The sequence below is a fragment of the Paraburkholderia sp. RCC_158 genome (genome assembly GCF_041355255.1).
Taxonomy (GTDB): Bacteria; Pseudomonadota; Gammaproteobacteria; order Burkholderiales; family Burkholderiaceae; genus Paraburkholderia; species Paraburkholderia graminis.
In genome coordinates this window covers 207,630-223,874 of the sequence record NZ_JBFUPM010000008.1, presented here as the reverse complement: position 1 = coordinate 223,874, position 16,245 = coordinate 207,630, and the positions used below count along the sequence as shown (strand labels likewise).

The window sequence follows — 16,245 nt, the reverse complement described above, 5'->3', positions numbered from 1 at the left end:
GGTGCGCGTCAGGTGCGCTGGGTTGCCGCGCCGCGGCCGTTGCAACACGCGGCGCAACGCGAGAACCCCACGCAGCGCTCAGTCCTCTTTCGCGCGACTAGCGTTAGCCTCGTCGATCAGGCGCGACATTTCGACAGCGCGCTCGATGGTCTTGTCGTAATGGAAATGCAGCGTCGGCACCGTATGGATATGCAGGCGCTTGAACAACTGATTGTGCAGATGGCCGGCCGCGTGCGTGAGCGCCGCGAGCGTCTGCTGCGGATCGCCGGTCAAGGTCGTGAAATAGACCTTCGCGTGCGCATAGTCCGGCGTCAGATCGACGCTTTGAATCGTGACGATGCCGATGCGCGGGTCCTTGACCTCGCGCAGCAGCTCCGACAGATCGCGCTGGATCTGATCGGCGATCTGCACGTTGCGATTGGGTGAAGAACGTTTTTTAGGCATGGTGTTGTGTGATCCGTTGTGACGGATGCAAAAAATGGTTCGCGGCCGCGGCGTGCCGGACAAATCGCGGCGTTCGCGCGGCGGCGCCGCTCACGGCGCCAGAAGCAGCAGGCCCGAAACGGAAGAGCCCTAAACGGAAGGCCCCAAGCGGCAGAGCCCAAACGGGCCGCCCCAAGCGGGTCGCCCCAAGCGGCAGGCCCCAAACGGGCCGCCCCAAAAAACAACGGGCGGAGCGGGCGTTGATGCCCGCTCCGCCCCCTGGAACCGTGCCGCGTGATTTACAGCGTACGCGCGACTTCGGTGACCTCGAAGACTTCGAACTGATCGCCTTCGACGATGTCGTTGAAGTTCTTGACCGACATACCGCACTCGAAGCCCTGACGGACTTCCTTCACGTCGTCCTTGAAGCGCTTGAGCGAATCCAGCTCGCCCGTGAAGATGACGACGTTGTTGCGCAGCACACGCACCGACGACGAGCGCTTCACGAAACCGTCCGTGACCATACAGCCGGCCACCGTGCCGACCTTCGGCACCTTGAATACCTGGCGAACTTCGACCGTACCGGTCACGACTTCGCGCTTCTCCGGAGCCAGCATGCCCGACATCGCGGCCTTCACCTCATCCACTGCGTCGTAGATGATGTTGTAGTAGCGAATGTCCACGCCGTTGGACTCGGCCAGCTTGCGAGCCTGAGCATCCGCCCGCGTGTTGAAGCCGATGATGACCGCCTTCGAAGCCGTTGCCAGGTTGACGTCGGACTCGCTGATGCCGCCCACGGCGCCGTGCACGATCTGTACGCGCACTTCGTCGGTGGAGAGCTTGAGCAGCGACTGCACCAGCGCTTCCTGCGAGCCTTGCACGTCGGCCTTGACGATGAGCGGCATGTACTGCACTTCGCCTTCGCCCATTTGCTCGAGCATGTTCTCGAGCTTCGCGGCCTGCTGCTTCGCCAGCTTGACGTCGCGGAACTTGCCTTGACGGAACAACGCGACTTCACGCGCCTTGCGCTCGTCCGGCATGACGATGACTTCCTCGCCAGCCTGCGGCACTTCCGACAGACCCTGGATTTCGACCGGGATCGACGGACCCGCCGACTTGGTCGGCTTGCCGGTTTCGTCCAGCATGGCTCGCACGCGGCCATAGGCGCTGCCTGCCAGCACGACGTCGCCACGGTTCAACGTACCCGACTGGACGAGGATGGTCGCAACCGGACCCTTACCCTTATCGAGCTTCGCTTCGATGACGAGACCCTTGGCCGGCGCTTCGACCGGTGCCTTCAGTTCCAGCACTTCGGCTTGCAGCAGCACGTTTTCCAGCAGATCGTCGATACCCGAGCCGGTCTTGGCCGACACGGACACGAACGGCGAATCGCCACCGTATTCTTCCGGCACGACGCCTTCGGCGACCAGTTCCTGCTTGACGCGGTCCGGATTCGCATCCGGCTTGTCGATCTTGTTGATCGCGACGACGAGCGGCACGCCGCCTGCCTTCGCGTGGGCGATCGCTTCCTTCGTTTGCGGCATCACGCCGTCGTCGGCTGCGACCACCAGAATCACGATGTCCGTTGCCTTCGCACCGCGGGCACGCATGGCCGTGAAGGCCTCGTGACCCGGCGTGTCGAGGAACGTGATGACGCCACGCGGCGTTTCGACGTGATAAGCGCCGATGTGCTGCGTAATGCCGCCCGCCTCGCCCGCTGCAACCTTCGCGCGGCGGATGTAGTCGAGCAGCGAGGTCTTGCCGTGGTCGACGTGACCCATGACGGTGACGACCGGCGGACGCGGCAGTGCTTCCGCATCCGACACTTCGCCTTCCACCAGCATGGCTTCCGGATCGTCCAGCTTGGCCGCCACCGCGTGATGGCCCAGTTCCTCGACGATGATCATCGCCGTTTCCTGGTCCAGCATCTGGTTGATCGTGACCATCTGGCCGAGCTTCATCATCGACTTGATGACTTCCGACGCCTTCACCGCCATCTTGTGCGCCAGATCGGCGACCGTGATGGTTTCCGGCACATGCACTTCACGCACGATCGGTTCGGTCGGCGCCTGGAACGTGGTGTTCTGGTCCTGATGCTTGCCACGACCCTTCGGGCCGCCGCGCCAGCCGCGGTCGACGCCGCCGCTCGTGTCGCCGCGCGTCTTGATGCCGCGGCGCTTGGCTGCGTCGTCCTGCCAGCCGCCCTTGCCGCCCGGCTTCTTCTTGTCGCCTGCCGACGGCGTGGTCGTCGTCGCAGCCGGAGCCGCGGTAGCGGGCTTGCGGGCTGCGGGACGCGCGGCCGCTTCGCCAGCCGGACGCGCCGGCTTGTGCAGCGTGCCCTTCGCTTCGGCGGCCTTGGCCGGCTCGGCGGGCTTCGGTGCCGGTTCCGGCGCCTTCACCTGCGCCTTGCGCGGCGTGTTCATCATTTCGCGGATCGCACGCGCTTCGGCTTCCGCCGCGGCACGGCGCTTGGCGATCTGTTCCTGCTCGGCACGCGCCTTTTCAGCAGCCTGACGCGCTGCGTCTTCCGCCTTCTTCGCCGCTTCGCGTTGTGCCGCGCGTTCTGCTGCGGCACGCTCGTCGTCCTGCTCGGTGTCTTTTGCGACAGCCGGTTCGGCCGCGCTTGCAGCCGCCGCCTCGACCTTCGCCGTTTGCGTGGCCTGCTGCACTTTCTCGCGAGCCGTTACCTCGGCCGCAGCCGCTGCGCGCTTCTTCGCCGCTTCTTCTTCCGCGCGACGACGCTCCGCTTCAGCAGCCTGCTCGCGCGCCTGGCGCTCGGCCTCTTCGCGTTCGAGCTGCTCCTGACGCGCCTTCAGTTCCTGAGCCTGCTTCTCGAGCAGTTCGGCTTCATGACGCGCTTCTTCTTCGCGGCGCTGAAGTTCGAGATCGTCGACTTCCGCTGCCTCGGCCACATGATTCGATGCCTCTCCGCCTTCAGCGGAGGTTTCGTCGCGGCGGACGAAAGTGCGCTTCTTGCGCACCTCGACCTGAATGGTGCGAGCCTTGCCCGTCGCATCGGACTGCTTGATCTCCGACGTATGCCGTTTCGTCAGCGTGATCTTGCGCTTGTCTGCATCAGTCGAGCCGTGTGACTTGCGCAAGTGGTCGAGCAGACGCGCCTTGTCCGTTTCGGACAAGGAGTCGGCTTCGCTCGCTTTGGTGACGCCCGCCGCCTGCAGCTGCTCGAGCAGCACGCCTGCAGGCATTTTCAGTTCCGCGGCAAATTGGGCTACGTTGTTACTCGCCATTCATTCCTCTTAATGCAAGGACCGATTCCTTGCGGTTAGCATCGGGTCATGCGGCCTGACGGCCGCGTTCAATTTAGTGCGCCATGGTCATTTCTCACTGGAACCAGTGTTCACGTGCTTTCATGATCAACGCCTTAGCGGCATCCTCTTCCATTCCGGTCATCTCGACCAGTTCGTCCACAGCCAGCTCGGCGAGTTCGTCGCGCGTCTGGATCTGATGTTCGGCCAGCTTTGCGAGCAGGTCGGCGTCCATGCCGTCCAGGCTCTTCAGGTCGAGCGCTACATTTTCGACCTTTTCTTCATTCGCGATCGCCATTGTCAACAACGCGTCACGCGAGCGGTTACGCAGTTCGTGGACGGTGTCTTCGTCGAATGCTTCGATTTCGAGCATTTCGTTGAGCGGCACGTAGGCGATCTCTTCGAGGCTCGTAAAGCCTTCGTCGATCAGGATGTCAGCGACTTCCTCGTCGACGTCGAGACGCGCCATGAACAGGTCGCGCAGAACACCGCGTTCCTGATTCTGCTTTTGCGCAGATTCGTCCGGCGTCATGATGTTGATCTGCCAGCCGGTGAGTTCGCTGGCAAGACGCACGTTCTGGCCGCTGCGGCCGATCGCGACCGCCAGTTCGTTTTCGTCCACGACGACGTCCATCGAATGCTTCTCTTCGTCGACGACGATCGATTGGACGGCTGCCGGCGCGAGCGCGCCGATCACAAACTGGGCGGGATCCTCCGACCATAGCACGATGTCGACGTTTTCGCCACCGAGCTCGTTACGCACCGCCTGCACACGCGAACCGCGAATGCCGACGCAAGTGCCGATCGGATCGATGCGCTTGTCGTAAGCGACCACGCCGATCTTGGCGCGCACGCCGGGATCGCGCGCCGCCGCCTTGATTTCCAGCAGGCCCTGTTCGATTTCGGGCACTTCCATTTCGAACAGCTTCATCAGGAATTCGGGCGCCGTACGCGACAGTTCGATCTGCGGACCGCGCGCGGTGCGATCGACCTTCGCGATATAGGCGCGCACGCGGTCGCCCACGCGCAGGTTTTCCTTCGGAATCAGCTGGTCGCGGCGCAAGAGCGCTTCGACACGGCCGGTTTCGACGATGAAGTTGCCCTTGTCCAGGCGCTTCACCGAGCCGGTCATGATGTGCTCGCCGCGCTCGAGGAAGTCGTTCAGGATCTGCTCGCGCTCGGCGTCGCGCACCTTCTGCAGGATCACCTGCTTGGCGGCCTGCGCGCCGATCCGGCCGAATTCGATGGACGGCACCGGTTCTTCGATGTAGTCGTCGATCTGGATTTCAGGCTTCTGCTCGCGTGCTTCGAACAGCAGGATTTCCTGATCCGGCTCTTGCAGACCGGCTTCGTCCGGCACCACTTTCCAGCGGCGAAACGTTTCGTGCTCGCCGCTTTCACGGTCGATATGGACGCGGATGTCCGCGTCTTCTTCGAAGAGTTTCTTGGAGGCCGAAGCGAGAGCCGCTTCGAGCGCGGCAAATACCACGTCTTTGTCGACGTTCTTCTCGCGTGCCAGCGCATCCACCAGCATCAACACTTCGCGACTCATTGTTTGCGGCTCCTAAAGTCAACTTTCGGAACGAGGCGTGCTTTGTCCATGTCCGCGAGCGTGAAATCGAGCATCGCGGCGCCTTCCTTCCCTTCAAATTCCAGACCGATGGTCTCGCCTTGCGGGGCATGCAAAATACCCCGGTACGATTTCCGTCCGTCCAATGGCTTTTTCAATGTGATTACCGCTTCGCTGCCTGCAAAGCGTTCAAAATCCGCCAGTTTTTTCAGCGGACGGTCGAGCCCCGGCGACGATACTTCGAGCCGCTCATAATCGATATTTTCGACCGTCAGTACGTGCTGGAGCTGACGCGTGACTTTCTCGCAGTCTTCGATCGCGATGCCGGCAGGCTGGTCGATATAAATACACAGCATGCCGCGCCCGGTGCGCTCGAGATCGACGAGCTCGTAGCCGAGTCCCACGACCGTGGTTTCAATCAGTTCCGTCAGTTGCACAGTGCCCTCTTAGATGTTCGCGCAGCGAGCCTGCCGCTTGTTCTGCAAACAACCAATGCGGGCCGCGCGCCTGGCCGGCGCACGTTCGTGCTACCCGAGATGACGAACCACGATGAACTGAGCGGCAAAAAAAAAATGGGCTAAACGCCCATCATCTTATTACCGGTGGTCGCACCTGAGCCGCACATGAAAAGCCGCACGCCCAGCGACTCCGCGATTGTAGCCATTTTTCAGGACAAACGCAAACCGCAGAGCGCCGCGCCAAGCGGATTCCCGCTTGATTTCATGGCGATCTTTCGACGATATGGCGGCGCTTGCGGGACTTTGCAAGGCGGCGCCGCGCGATGTGGCCCGAGTTCGGCCTGCGCGGCGTTTCATACGCCTCGCGGTCTGCGACCGCGACGCCCGTCGATTGAATGATTAAGACGGCACTTTGTGGCCGGCTCGATGAAGCCGGGCCGCAATGATCGTCACGCTCGCGATCAGCGCCCGCGCGAACGGCCGCGCGGTGCGCCGCCGCTACGGTTTGCACCGCCGGCGTTGGGGTTGCCGCCACCCGAGCGGTTGGCGTTGCCGCGGTTGCCCGCGGGCGCACGATTGCCGCCGCCCGCATTCGGACCGTTGCCGCCAGCGCGCTTGCCGCCGCCCGAAGGAGCCCGATTGCCGCCGCCCGAAGGCGCGCGATTTCCGTCGACGTCGCGGCCGCCGCGCGGACCGCCTGCACCGCCGCCTGCACCTCCCGCTCCTCCGCTAAATCCGCCAGCGCCGCCCGCGCCGCGACCCGTGCCGCGATTGCCGTAGCCGCCGCCGAACCCCGTGCCCGCACCCGCGCCGCCGCCGAAGCCGCCGCCTGCCGCACCGCGCCGGCCCTGGCCGCGCGGCTGCTGCTCGAAGCGGCTATGCGACATCAGCACCGGTTCGCGGTTGATGAAGCCCATCGACGTCTGCATCGGATCGGGTTGCTTGCGCTCAGGCGCCGCATTGCGGCCGCCGCGCTCTTCGCTCGGCGCCTTCAGGCCAACCGACCCCATCAGCGCGCGCACCTGATTGTCTTCAAGCTCTTCCCAACGACCGCGCTTCAAGCCCTTCGGCAACGAGATCGGGCCGTGACGCGTGCGGATCAGACGGCTCACCATCAGACCGGCCGCCTCGAACATACGACGCACTTCGCGGTTACGCCCTTCGGCGAGCGCGACGTGATACCAATGATTGGTGCCTTCGCCGCCGCCGTCGCGAATGCGCAGGAAGTTCGCCGGGCCGTCGTCGAGTTCGACGCCGTTCAGCAGCTTTTGACGCATGCCTTCGGCCAGTTCGCCGACCACGCGGACCGCGTATTCACGCTCGACGCTGTAACGCGGATGCATGAACCGGTTCGCCAGATCGCCCGAGGTGGTCAGCATCAGCAGACCTTCGGTATTGAAGTCGAGACGGCCAACCGCGAGCCACTTGGCGGTTTTCATCGGCGGCAGTTTGTCGAACACCGACGGACGGCCTTCCGGATCGGCATGGCTGACGATCTCGCCGGTCGGTTTGTGATACAGCAGCACGCGCGGCGGCTTGTTGGCGAGCTTGCGCTTGACCGGCTTGCCGTTGATGCGGACCTGGTCGGTCGGCATGATGCGCTGGCCGATGTGAGCCGGCTCGCCGTTCACCGACACGCGGCCGGCGACGATCAGTTCTTCCATGTCGCGGCGCGAACCCATGCCGGCCTCGGCCAGCACCTTGTGGAGCTTCGGCGCGTCGTCGTCGGCGGACAGCACGCGCTTCGGCGCAGCCGGCTTGCCACGGCGCAGCATCGGCGCGCGCACGCCGCCCGTCGTGCTGTTGTCGGCATCGAAGGCCGGCGACGTGACGTAGGAGAACAGGTCGTCCTGATTCCCTTCGGCCGCTGCGCCCGCTGCTGTGGGAGCTTCGCCGCCGCGGCGATTCTGCCGCTGGCCGCCTGCGCGCGGCTGACGCTCGCGCTGGCCTTCGCGGGGGGCGCCTTCACGGGGGGCGCCTTCACGCGGCGCGCCGTCGCGCTGCCCTTCGCGTTTAGCGCCGCCTGCATTGCGTCGCGGCCCTTGACCCTTGGCGCCCGCGTCCTTGCGCGGCGGACGCGCTTGCGCCACCGCTTCGCCTTCCGGCGCAGCCTCGCCGGCGACCGGCGCGGCCTGCCCCGGCGCGCCTTCGACGGCCTTCGTCTTCGCGCCGGCACGGCGCCGGGCGATCAGGCTGCGCGGTCCGCGACGCAGGCCGCGGCGCGGACGGTCCTCGCCGTCTGCTTCCGTGGTCTGCGCCGGGCGCTCATGCTCGCCTGCCGACGCTTGCGTGGTGCGCGTTTCGTCAGCGCGCGCCGACGGCACGGCGCGCTCGGATTCGGACGAATCGGTGTCGTGGGTATGTGTCAAAACAACCTCAAAATGTCAGGTCGCGCGCGCCCCTTGCAGGCGCGGCAAAAAATGTTCGGTTACGTCAGGCGCTGCGCGACTCGGTTTCGTCGTCGGTCAGAATGCCTGCGTCCTGTGCGGCGTCGCGACGATCTTCCTGATCGCCGTGCGCCGCCCTGGTCGGGTTCGATCCGGCCGCATGCTCCGCGTCGCGGAGAACGTCCGAACCATGTGCGGCTGCTGCCGGATCGGCCTTGGCGGCCGGATCGCGATTCTCTTCGGATGCCACGGCGGCGGGCAGCGGTGCAACGTTTGCCGCTTCGGCGCCGGCCTCGCGGGCGTGTTCCGCACGGTCCGCGTTGTCCGCGTGTTCCGCGTCGTTCATCACGTCCGCCTGCTCCGCGGGTTTTGCTTCTTCTGGTGCTACGTCGGGTTGCGCTCCGAAAGCCTCATTCGCGGCGACTTCAAGAGTGTCGACGCCATCAGCCGCGATGCCCGTTTGCGTGCCATCGGCCTGCTGCGCCGGATCGCCCTGAGCCTCTTCGCCAGCGATTTCCGTTCCTGCCGCGAGCTGCGCGCCGCTTGTTGCTTCCGCGTGAGCCATGTCCGGCTGTTCGGACGCGCTCGCTTCGCCTTCTTCGTTCGATGCCGGCGTCTCGCCGACCTCGGCGTCCGCATCGGAAAACTCGATTGCATGCTGTCCGAGCAAGTCCGCGTTCAGTTGCGCCGACGGGTCCGCGAGCGGCGGCAATTCGTCGAGCGCGCGCAAGCCCAGGTCGTCGAGAAACTGCCGCGTGGTCGCGTAGAGCGCCGGGCGGCCCGGCACGTCGCGATGGCCGATCACTTCGATCCAGCCGCGATCCTCAAGCTGCTTGACGACCTGCGTGTTCACCGTCACGCCGCGAATCTCTTCAATATCGCCACGCGTGACCGGTTGCCTGTATGCAATGATCGCGAGCGTTTCGAGCACCGCGCGCGAATATTTCGGCGGCTTTTCCGGATGCAGACGATCCAGATACGAACGCATCGCGGGCTTGCTTTGAAACCGCCACCCCGACGCCAGCCCGACCAACTCCACACCGCGCCCCGACCAATCCTGTTTCAGGTCTTCGAGCAGAGTCCTAACGGTGTCTGCCGACACGCCGTCGGCAAAGAGCTTGCGCAAATCGCCGAGCTTTAACGGCTCCTGCGCGCAGATCAAGGCTGTCTCGAGGACGATCTTCGCCTCTTGGGTATTCATGCAGCTAGGTCAGACCCTGTGGTCAAAGAACCGGATCAAACAGACGATGTGGAACTGAAGACGCGCTCGCCCGATTCTGATCGGTCATATTGATGGGAGCACGCACCGGGGGGAGGCGAAACAGACTATCGAGCCAAACCCAGCCGGACGGAGCAGCGATATTCCGGACAGGAATCGCGTGACTGAGCGCCATATTACGCAAAAACATCCGGTGCGTAAAGCCAACCGCCGCCAGGCGCCGGAGAACATGCCCGGCGCATTGGTGCATATGCGCGAATGCGGGTGCATCCGTGAGAGGCGCTCGTCGCACGCGAGGTTCCCGCGCGTCTTTGCCGCATCAGCTAAGCGCGGCACGCCGGGCGAGAAAGCGCTTCAGGCGCTCGACGCCCGCATCCAGCCGCGCGACGTCGCACGCGTAGCACCAGCGCAGGAAGCCCTCGCCCTCGGGACCGAACGCGCTGCCGGGCGCGATTCCCAGGCCGACTTCGCGCACCATCGCCTTGCACAGTTCGAGGCTGCGCGAGGCGCCCGTCATCGAGAAAAAGAGATACATCGCGCCGTGGGGCGCCTTCACGTCGACGCCGGGCACGGCAGACAACGCCCGCACCAGATGGTCGCGCGATGCCTTCAGGTCGCGCACCAGGTCCTGCGTGAAGCGCTCGCCCTGCTGCACGGCGGCGATCCCGGCCTGCTGGACGAACGACGGCGCGCACGAGGTGTTGTACTCGACGAGTTTGCCGAGATCGTCCATCAGACGCGTCGGCGCGACGATCCAGCCGAGACGCCAGCCTGTCATCAGCCACGCCTTCGAGAACGAGTTCACGCAGATCACCCGCTCGTCGCGCGAGGCCAGATCGAGAAACGACGGCGCCGTGCGGGCGGGAGCGGCGCCTTCGCTTTCGACGGAAGCGTCCGGGTAATAAAGGCGCTCGTAGACTTCGTCCGCGACGATCCAGATGCCGTGCCGCCGGCAATGCGCAAGCACCGCGCGCTGCTGCTCGCGGCTCATCACCCAGCCGGTCGGATTGTTCGGCGAATTGATGAGCAGCATTTTCGTGTCGGGCGTGAGCGCCGCGAGCAGGCGCGCCAGGTCGAGCTGCCAACCCCGTTCGCCGTAATCGAGCGAGACGGTTTCCACATGAGCGCCGAGAATTTTCGGAATCTCGACGAGATTCGGCCACAGCGGCGTAACGGCAACCACGCGGTCGCCCGCTCCCACGACCAGTTGCGCCGCCAGCATGAGCGCATTGACGCCCGCGCTCGTCACCGCAATGTGGTCCGGCAAGGTGGCGCCGTGCAGTTCGCCGACGTAATCGGCGAGCGCCGCGCGCAACGGCGCGATGCCCAGGTTATGCGTGTAGAAAGTCGCGCCCGCCTGCAGCGCGGCGCTGGCGGCATCGCGGATAAAGGCCGGCGTCACGCGGTCGGACTCGCCGAACCAGAACGGCAGCACGTCGGCGACGCCGAAGCCGGCGTTCGCCACTTCGCGAATCTGCGACGGACGCAGCGCGCGCACCGCCTCGCGTGCGTTGGGCATGGATGACACGGAGAGGTCCGGTTCGCTCATCGAGGCTTCCAAGGTTAGAAGAAATGCAGAGGTCGGGCTGGCGCGCCACGAGGCGATGTATGTCGTCGGGAAGCGCAGCCGGGAGTTTATCCCAGCGTTCGGTTGCGTTCGGTTGCGAAACGTCGTGCCGCGCGGGGGTTATGAGCGGCGAGGTGTTGGGGCAAGGCATTGAGAACCTACTGCGGCCTTGTTGCGGGAACACCCGAAAGACCTGCCACGACGAATGCGACCCGCCGTGCGCCGGGCCACACCCTTCAGCCTCGGGCGACCGCACCGGCCGCACCGACCGCGCCCGCAATCGGGGAGCTCAAAAGCATCCAGGCCCCCCTCCTCAAACCAGATCTTCCGCCCGCGACGGCAGTTCGCGGATCAACTCCCACACCGCCTCGGCCGCCGGCGACAGCGAGCGGTCGCGCCGCCGCACCAGTTCGACCGTGCGCTCTGCCCGCGGCACGAGAGGACGCGCGGCAAGCGCAGCGCCCGCCGGCAACGGCAATGCGAGCCACGGCAGCACGCTCACGCCGATGCCCGCCTCGACAAGACCGAACACCGTCGCCGAATGCCCGAGCTCCTGCACCACCGTGGCGTTCACGCCGTGCTCGTGCATCACCGCGTCAATGAGGGGACGGCTCCCCGATGCGTAGTCGAGCATCACGAGCCGCTCGCCTTCGAGATCCGCCCACGCGACCTCCTTCTGGCGGGCAAGCGGATGATCGTCGCGCGAGACGAGGCAGAAGGAGTCGGTCATCAGCGATTCGCTCAGCAGATCGTCGGCGGCGAACGGCCCAATGATCACGCCGAAATCCACCTCGCCCGACTTCACCTTGCGCACCACGTCGCTCTGCACGTCGTCGCGCAAGCCGAGCGCAATGTGAGGAAAGCGCTCGCCGCACGACGCGAGCACGCCCGGCATCAACCGGCAGGCGATGGTCGGACTCGCGGCCACCACCACCCGTCCGCGCCGCTGCTCGCCGATTTCGCGGATCTCGCGCAGCGCGTCGTCCAGATCGCCTAGGAGCCGCGACACGCTCGAGACGAGATTCCCGCCGACGTCCGTGAGTTGCACCTCGCGCGTCGTGCGGTCGATCAGTTTGAGGCCGATTTCGCCCTCCAGCTCGCGCACGCAACGGCTCACCGCCGATTGCGTCAGCCCGACCTCGTCGCCCGCGCGGCTGAAGCTCTGCAGGCGCGCGACCTCGATGAAAACCCTTAGCTGGCGCAGCGTGACGTTCATTTCTTCGGCTCATCAATGGCATGTTTTGATGCGCATTGTACGCGCCGGCGCGCGGTGGCACGGGCTTTCGACGCACTCGCTGCAATGCAGCATTGAGGCGCAAACGCACGCCCTGCGGGCCTCGTTGCACAAGATTGGTGATTGTCCCGATTTGCGAGATGGGTTTTTTGGATTCTCATACGGCCCTAGCTAGCGCCCGCGCTGGCCCGCTGTTACGGGGCTTCGAGGCGGTTGGAGTCAACTTGGCATACATCCTGCATTGACATGCTCACAGGATCGGCGCCACGACTTCTGACCGCATGGCAGACCGTGGCAAACCCGACCCCCTTGGCACTCGCCTATCGAGTGCATGGAGAGTGCGCGGCGCGGGGCAGCGCACCGGAGTTAGCTTCGCTGAGGTGAAACATGATGCTGTTCGACGATTTGAGAGACAACGAGTGGGCGCTGGTCGAGGCGTTGTTCTGTGCGGAGCCTGCACGGAGCGAGCGTCGCGGTCGGCCGCGTGTCGAAGCGCGCGCGGTCGTCAACGCGGTGCTGTGGGTGCTGTCGACAGGCGAAGGCTGGTCCAAACTGCCGGGCCGCTATCCGTCGCCGCCGACTTGCCGCCGCCGTTTCGACGAGTGGCAAGCCGACGGCACGCTCGCCGAAATTGTGAAGCGACTCGGCACGAGCGGCCGCGAGATTTCGCTGCGCGGACGCATCGGCGCAACCGCAGCCAAGCCGCCCGCACCGCCGAGCCGCGACCGTCTGCGTGGCGCATTCTGGACGAATCCGGAATCGTGGCGCGCGCCGGTGAAGATGGCTTAAGCAACCTCGTTTTTCTCCGGGCGCCTGCGGGCGCCCGAAGCTTATCTGGACCCGCCCGGCGCACGCCCGGCGGCTTGTTCCCGACGGCCTCGTTTCCAGGGAACTGGGCGGCCGCCACGGTTCACGTGGGCCGCTCGGCCCGTATCTCCAGACGGTCGCCGGGGAGGCGGCAGTGCATCGGCAAGCCACCGCGCCGCTGGGCGCGCTCCTCCTCGCGTGTGCCGCCGCATTACGTGTCTCGAATCGAACACTCCCCGCAACCACTGAGTTGCGGGTGAAACATCCATTTACTATTACTTACAGCGTGCTTTCGTCCATCCGCATACCTTATACGTATGCAAACAGGCCTGGTAACCAGGGGGCTTGGACGGGAGCTCAGCATGAAACCAATGTCACTGCTTCTGTGCGGCATTGTGCTTTCATCAATGGCCGCATCGGCGCTTGCCCAACAGCGCCCGCAAGGCTGGAACTGGCGGCCCGACCGCACGGCTTCCGTAGAGGCCTGGCAGCGCAGCGCCGAGCGTGGCCGCAACTTCACGCCACCGGCGCCGCGGGGCGACTTGCGCGGCGATATTGCGAGCAATGTGCGCACGCGGCCTGAAGCGCCGCATGGCGACGCGCCGCGGCGCCGTTAACATGCCGGCTTCGGTAGCTGCGCAGTGCGAACCGCAGCTCGCGCGAAGATCGGCGCGAGTCGCCGAAAGACAAGCGAATCTCGGGGAACCACGGCTATCCGTATCGGTCTGACTTAACGCCATTAGCACAGCGTGGCAGTAGTAATTCCGGTACGCCCGTATCCTTGCGATACGGGCTTTTTTTCGCCGGCGAGAAAGGAAAAGGAAGGAAAGGGAAAAGGCAGGAAAGGACGGAAAACGACGGGCCGAACGCGCACACGCGTCACGTGTTTCGCGCTTGTGCGTCGCTCGACCAGCGGGATTGGCTAAATGCGGCGCAGCTAGGTGCGCGCTTCGAGCGGTGCGGCGGCGTGCGTCTCGGCGGCAGCCAGGACGTAGTCGTTCATGCGCTGCACGGTCCAGGTCAGGCGGGTTTCGTCGTGTGAGAGCCGCGCAAATTCGGCGCGGCCGCGATCCGTGAGGACGGCGATGTCGACAGGAGCATGAAAGCCAGGCGCCGGCGCGACGGTACGTTGCCGAACGGTGTCCATCAGGCCGAGCGCGCGAAGATATTGGAAAACGCCCGGGCGCCTGGCCCACGGCACTTGACGATATTGCGCTCGCCGCAGCGCTTCGAGTACTGCTTCGTTGGAATACGTGGTCATCTCACTTCTTTCTTAAAGTGCAGCCATGACACATTTATGCCAACACGTCGCCGCGCCACCAGCGACGCGCCTGGCACCCGCCCATGGCTGGAAGCTGGCCGTAAGCACTACGGCCGAATTCCGCCAGGTGCTGCCTGGTCTAATGTTTCAGGACCCCCGTCAGAACGGCATGTTAGCGTTCTACCTACGAACCGACGATGCAACCGCTGCGGCGCGATAGCAGGCCCGAAGATTTAATCCCGAAAGACATACGTTACCCCATCTAAATTGATTCTATTCACTTTATTGGCGCTTTTTTTTGCAGCAATTGCTATATGGAAGCGCGCTCGACGGCCTCTCCTCTTTTGCACAATCGCCATTTTCTGGCTGCTTTCTGCCGGCTGGCTGACGGCTCCGCTCTTAAGCCTTGCGCAGCCGCAAGCGCAAACCAGCACGCCCGCCAGATTCGCGCCGCGCACCGCCATCGTCCTGCTCGGCGGCGGTACGGTGTACAACCGCGACAAGGTGCTCGTGCCGCCGCGCGAAGTGCTCGCGCGCATCGCGGTCAGCGCGAAAAACTACGCCGCATGCAAACGCAGCGCGACGGTCTGCAGCGTGATTGTCAGCGGCGGCAATCCGCAGCGGCATGCTGCAACCGAGGCCGACACCTATCTGCCCTACCTGCTGCGCGAACAGGTGCCGCGCTCGGACATCGTGCTTGAAAACCAGAGCCTCACGACATACGAGAACGCCCGCAACGTGTCGGCCATTGTGGGCCAGTCACGTTACGATTCCTTGATACTGGTCACGTCCGCGTATCACATGCCGCGCGCCATGCTCGACTTCAGACATTTCGGGCTCGAGCCGCAGCCGTTGATCTCGAGCGCGCGCCGCGCGCGCCTGGGCGTGCTGCCGCGCTACTCGAATCTGGCGAACGCTGAGATCGCGTTGCATGAACTGATCGGCATCGCGCAATATCACGTGTATAGCGCCATTGGCCTGTTCTGACATGTGTCTGACATGTGTCCGACATACGCGGCAGCGGCTTTGCTTAGCGATGCCAATCAATCTGACAGAGCGGCCTCGCTCGCGCGACAAGGACGCCGCATCTAAGCAACGCGCATCAAGAAGCCAGTAACAAGATGTAACCAATGGCGCGCGCGGTTACAAACCGTCCGCTGGAGCGGAGATTGCTGGCTAGAATGCACTGTCTCTCCGAATGGATAGACAAGTACTCGGGTCCACAACCACTCTGCGGAGGTAGCAATGAAGAAAGTGTCCCTCGCGATTCTGATTTCTCTCGGTGCCCTATCCGGCGCGGCCTATGCGCAACAAGGCGGCGTCACGATGAGTACCGATCCGGCGCGGGCCGCCGACGTCGAGCAGCGCGCGCAAGATTTGCAAAACCGCCAGCAAACGATGGAAACCGCGCCCGCCGCGCCGATGAAGCATCACAAGGGCTCGCAGCATCATCACAAGAAGGGCGCGAAGGCCGACGCCTCGGGCTCCTGAGCGCAGTGCGCGGCCTTTGGTGAGAGCGGGCAACGCGGGCCATTTTGCCGACCCGCAGCAACGCCCCGCGGCCTCGCCGGCGCAGTGGAAAAGCCGAAGCCGGCAGCGCCGGTTCCGGCTTTTTTATTGTCCAATGGCCCGGCCGGCGCACGATGCCCGGTATGCTAAAGTCGCGCACCGACCGGCGCCTGCCGGAACCCTAACCCGTGCGCACCCTGGTGCGGAGGACAGCATGAGCAACATCCAGCTAGATATCGAATGGACTGAAGCAGCATCCCGCAAAATCGAAAAACTGATGCCGCGCGGCGGTCAGGAAGCGTTCCTTGCGCTGCCGCCCGTCGAATGCCTGCCGATGGAAGGCGACGTGCTGTTTCTCGGCCCGGACGGCAAGCAGCAACCGTTCATCGTCGCCGAGCGTCAGTATCATCACGATGGCGAGGCCGACTGGACGATCATTCTGATCCTCGACGTGCCGCAAGCCACGCATTGATGTGCGCGTCTAGCGGTGCGCAGCGCGCGCCGCGCTAGCCCACACCGCTGATCGCACGAAAACCGCACGATC

The 16,245-nt window shown here is 64.6% G+C and carries 13 protein-coding genes and 1 pseudogene; 5 read left to right on the top strand and 9 right to left on the bottom strand.

The annotated features are described in order from the left end of the window. Positions 1-78 precede the first annotated feature (78 nt). From rbfA to AB6809_RS18025, 8 genes are all read right to left on the bottom strand, one after another. Positions 79-444, bottom strand: a complete 366-nt coding sequence (gene rbfA / locus AB6809_RS18060) for a 30S ribosome-binding factor RbfA (RefSeq protein ID WP_371026909.1) — start codon at positions 442-444, stop codon at positions 79-81. Between the two features lie 278 nt (positions 445-722). Further along, on the bottom strand, positions 723-3,671 hold the full coding sequence (gene infB, locus AB6809_RS18055) for a translation initiation factor IF-2 (RefSeq protein WP_029969240.1): 2,949 nt from the start codon (positions 3,669-3,671) through the stop codon (positions 723-725). 94 nt (positions 3,672-3,765) lie between these two features. Then, complete coding sequence (nusA, locus tag AB6809_RS18050; RefSeq protein ID WP_006052963.1) at positions 3,766-5,241, bottom strand: transcription termination factor NusA; 1,476 nt, start codon at positions 5,239-5,241, stop codon at positions 3,766-3,768. Beyond that, entirely contained in the window at positions 5,238-5,696 is a 459-nt protein-coding gene (gene rimP, locus AB6809_RS18045; protein WP_006052964.1) for a ribosome maturation factor RimP, read from the bottom strand. Before rimP ends, nusA begins: the two co-directional genes overlap by 4 nt. Positions 5,697-6,178: 482 nt before the next feature. Continuing rightward, on the bottom strand, positions 6,179-8,086 hold the full coding sequence (rluB, locus tag AB6809_RS18040) for a 23S rRNA pseudouridine(2605) synthase RluB (RefSeq protein ID WP_371026908.1): 1,908 nt from the start codon (positions 8,084-8,086) through the stop codon (positions 6,179-6,181). Between the two features lie 64 nt (positions 8,087-8,150). Further along, the gene (gene scpB / locus AB6809_RS18035) at positions 8,151-9,305 is read right to left on the bottom strand and encodes an SMC-Scp complex subunit ScpB (protein ID WP_029969238.1); all 1,155 of its coding nucleotides are present in this window, start codon (positions 9,303-9,305) and stop codon (positions 8,151-8,153) included. Between the two features lie 337 nt (positions 9,306-9,642). After that, positions 9,643-10,872, bottom strand: a complete 1,230-nt coding sequence (locus AB6809_RS18030) for a pyridoxal phosphate-dependent aminotransferase (protein WP_029969236.1) — start codon at positions 10,870-10,872, stop codon at positions 9,643-9,645. Positions 10,873-11,203: 331 nt separating this feature from the next. After that, on the bottom strand, positions 11,204-12,106 hold the full coding sequence (locus tag AB6809_RS18025) for a LysR family transcriptional regulator (RefSeq protein ID WP_006052968.1): 903 nt from the start codon (positions 12,104-12,106) through the stop codon (positions 11,204-11,206). A 408-nt stretch (positions 12,107-12,514) separates the two neighbouring features. Between AB6809_RS18025 and AB6809_RS18020 the strand changes: the two are divergent. Together AB6809_RS18020 and AB6809_RS18015 are read left to right on the top strand one after the other, a co-directional pair. Continuing rightward, positions 12,515-12,910 (top strand): annotated as a pseudogene (locus AB6809_RS18020) (transposase); the annotation flags it as partial. Positions 12,911-13,293: 383 nt separating this feature from the next. Continuing rightward, the gene (locus tag AB6809_RS18015; RefSeq protein ID WP_006052970.1) at positions 13,294-13,548 is read left to right on the top strand and encodes a hypothetical protein; all 255 of its coding nucleotides are present in this window, start codon (positions 13,294-13,296) and stop codon (positions 13,546-13,548) included. A gap of 320 nt (positions 13,549-13,868) precedes the next feature. Here AB6809_RS18015 and AB6809_RS18010 read toward each other — a convergent pair whose 3' ends face one another. Next, a complete protein-coding gene (locus AB6809_RS18010) occupies positions 13,869-14,192 on the bottom strand; it encodes a hypothetical protein (RefSeq protein WP_006052971.1) in 324 nt (107 codons plus the stop codon). 267 nt (positions 14,193-14,459) lie between these two features. Here AB6809_RS18010 and AB6809_RS18005 point away from each other — a divergent pair, with 267 nt between their 5' ends. The 3 genes from AB6809_RS18005 to AB6809_RS17995 all read left to right on the top strand — a co-directional run bounded on the left by AB6809_RS18005 (position 14,460) and on the right by AB6809_RS17995 (position 16,173). Continuing rightward, positions 14,460-15,179 (top strand): YdcF family protein, encoded by a 720-nt coding sequence (locus tag AB6809_RS18005; protein WP_006052972.1) that lies wholly within the window; start codon positions 14,460-14,462, stop codon positions 15,177-15,179. A 258-nt stretch (positions 15,180-15,437) separates the two neighbouring features. Then, positions 15,438-15,683, top strand: a complete 246-nt coding sequence (locus tag AB6809_RS18000) for a hypothetical protein (RefSeq protein WP_006052973.1) — start codon at positions 15,438-15,440, stop codon at positions 15,681-15,683. 232 nt (positions 15,684-15,915) lie between these two features. Next, positions 15,916-16,173 (top strand): hypothetical protein, encoded by a 258-nt coding sequence (locus tag AB6809_RS17995; RefSeq protein ID WP_006052974.1) that lies wholly within the window; start codon positions 15,916-15,918, stop codon positions 16,171-16,173. The last annotated feature ends 72 nt before the right edge of the window (positions 16,174-16,245 follow it).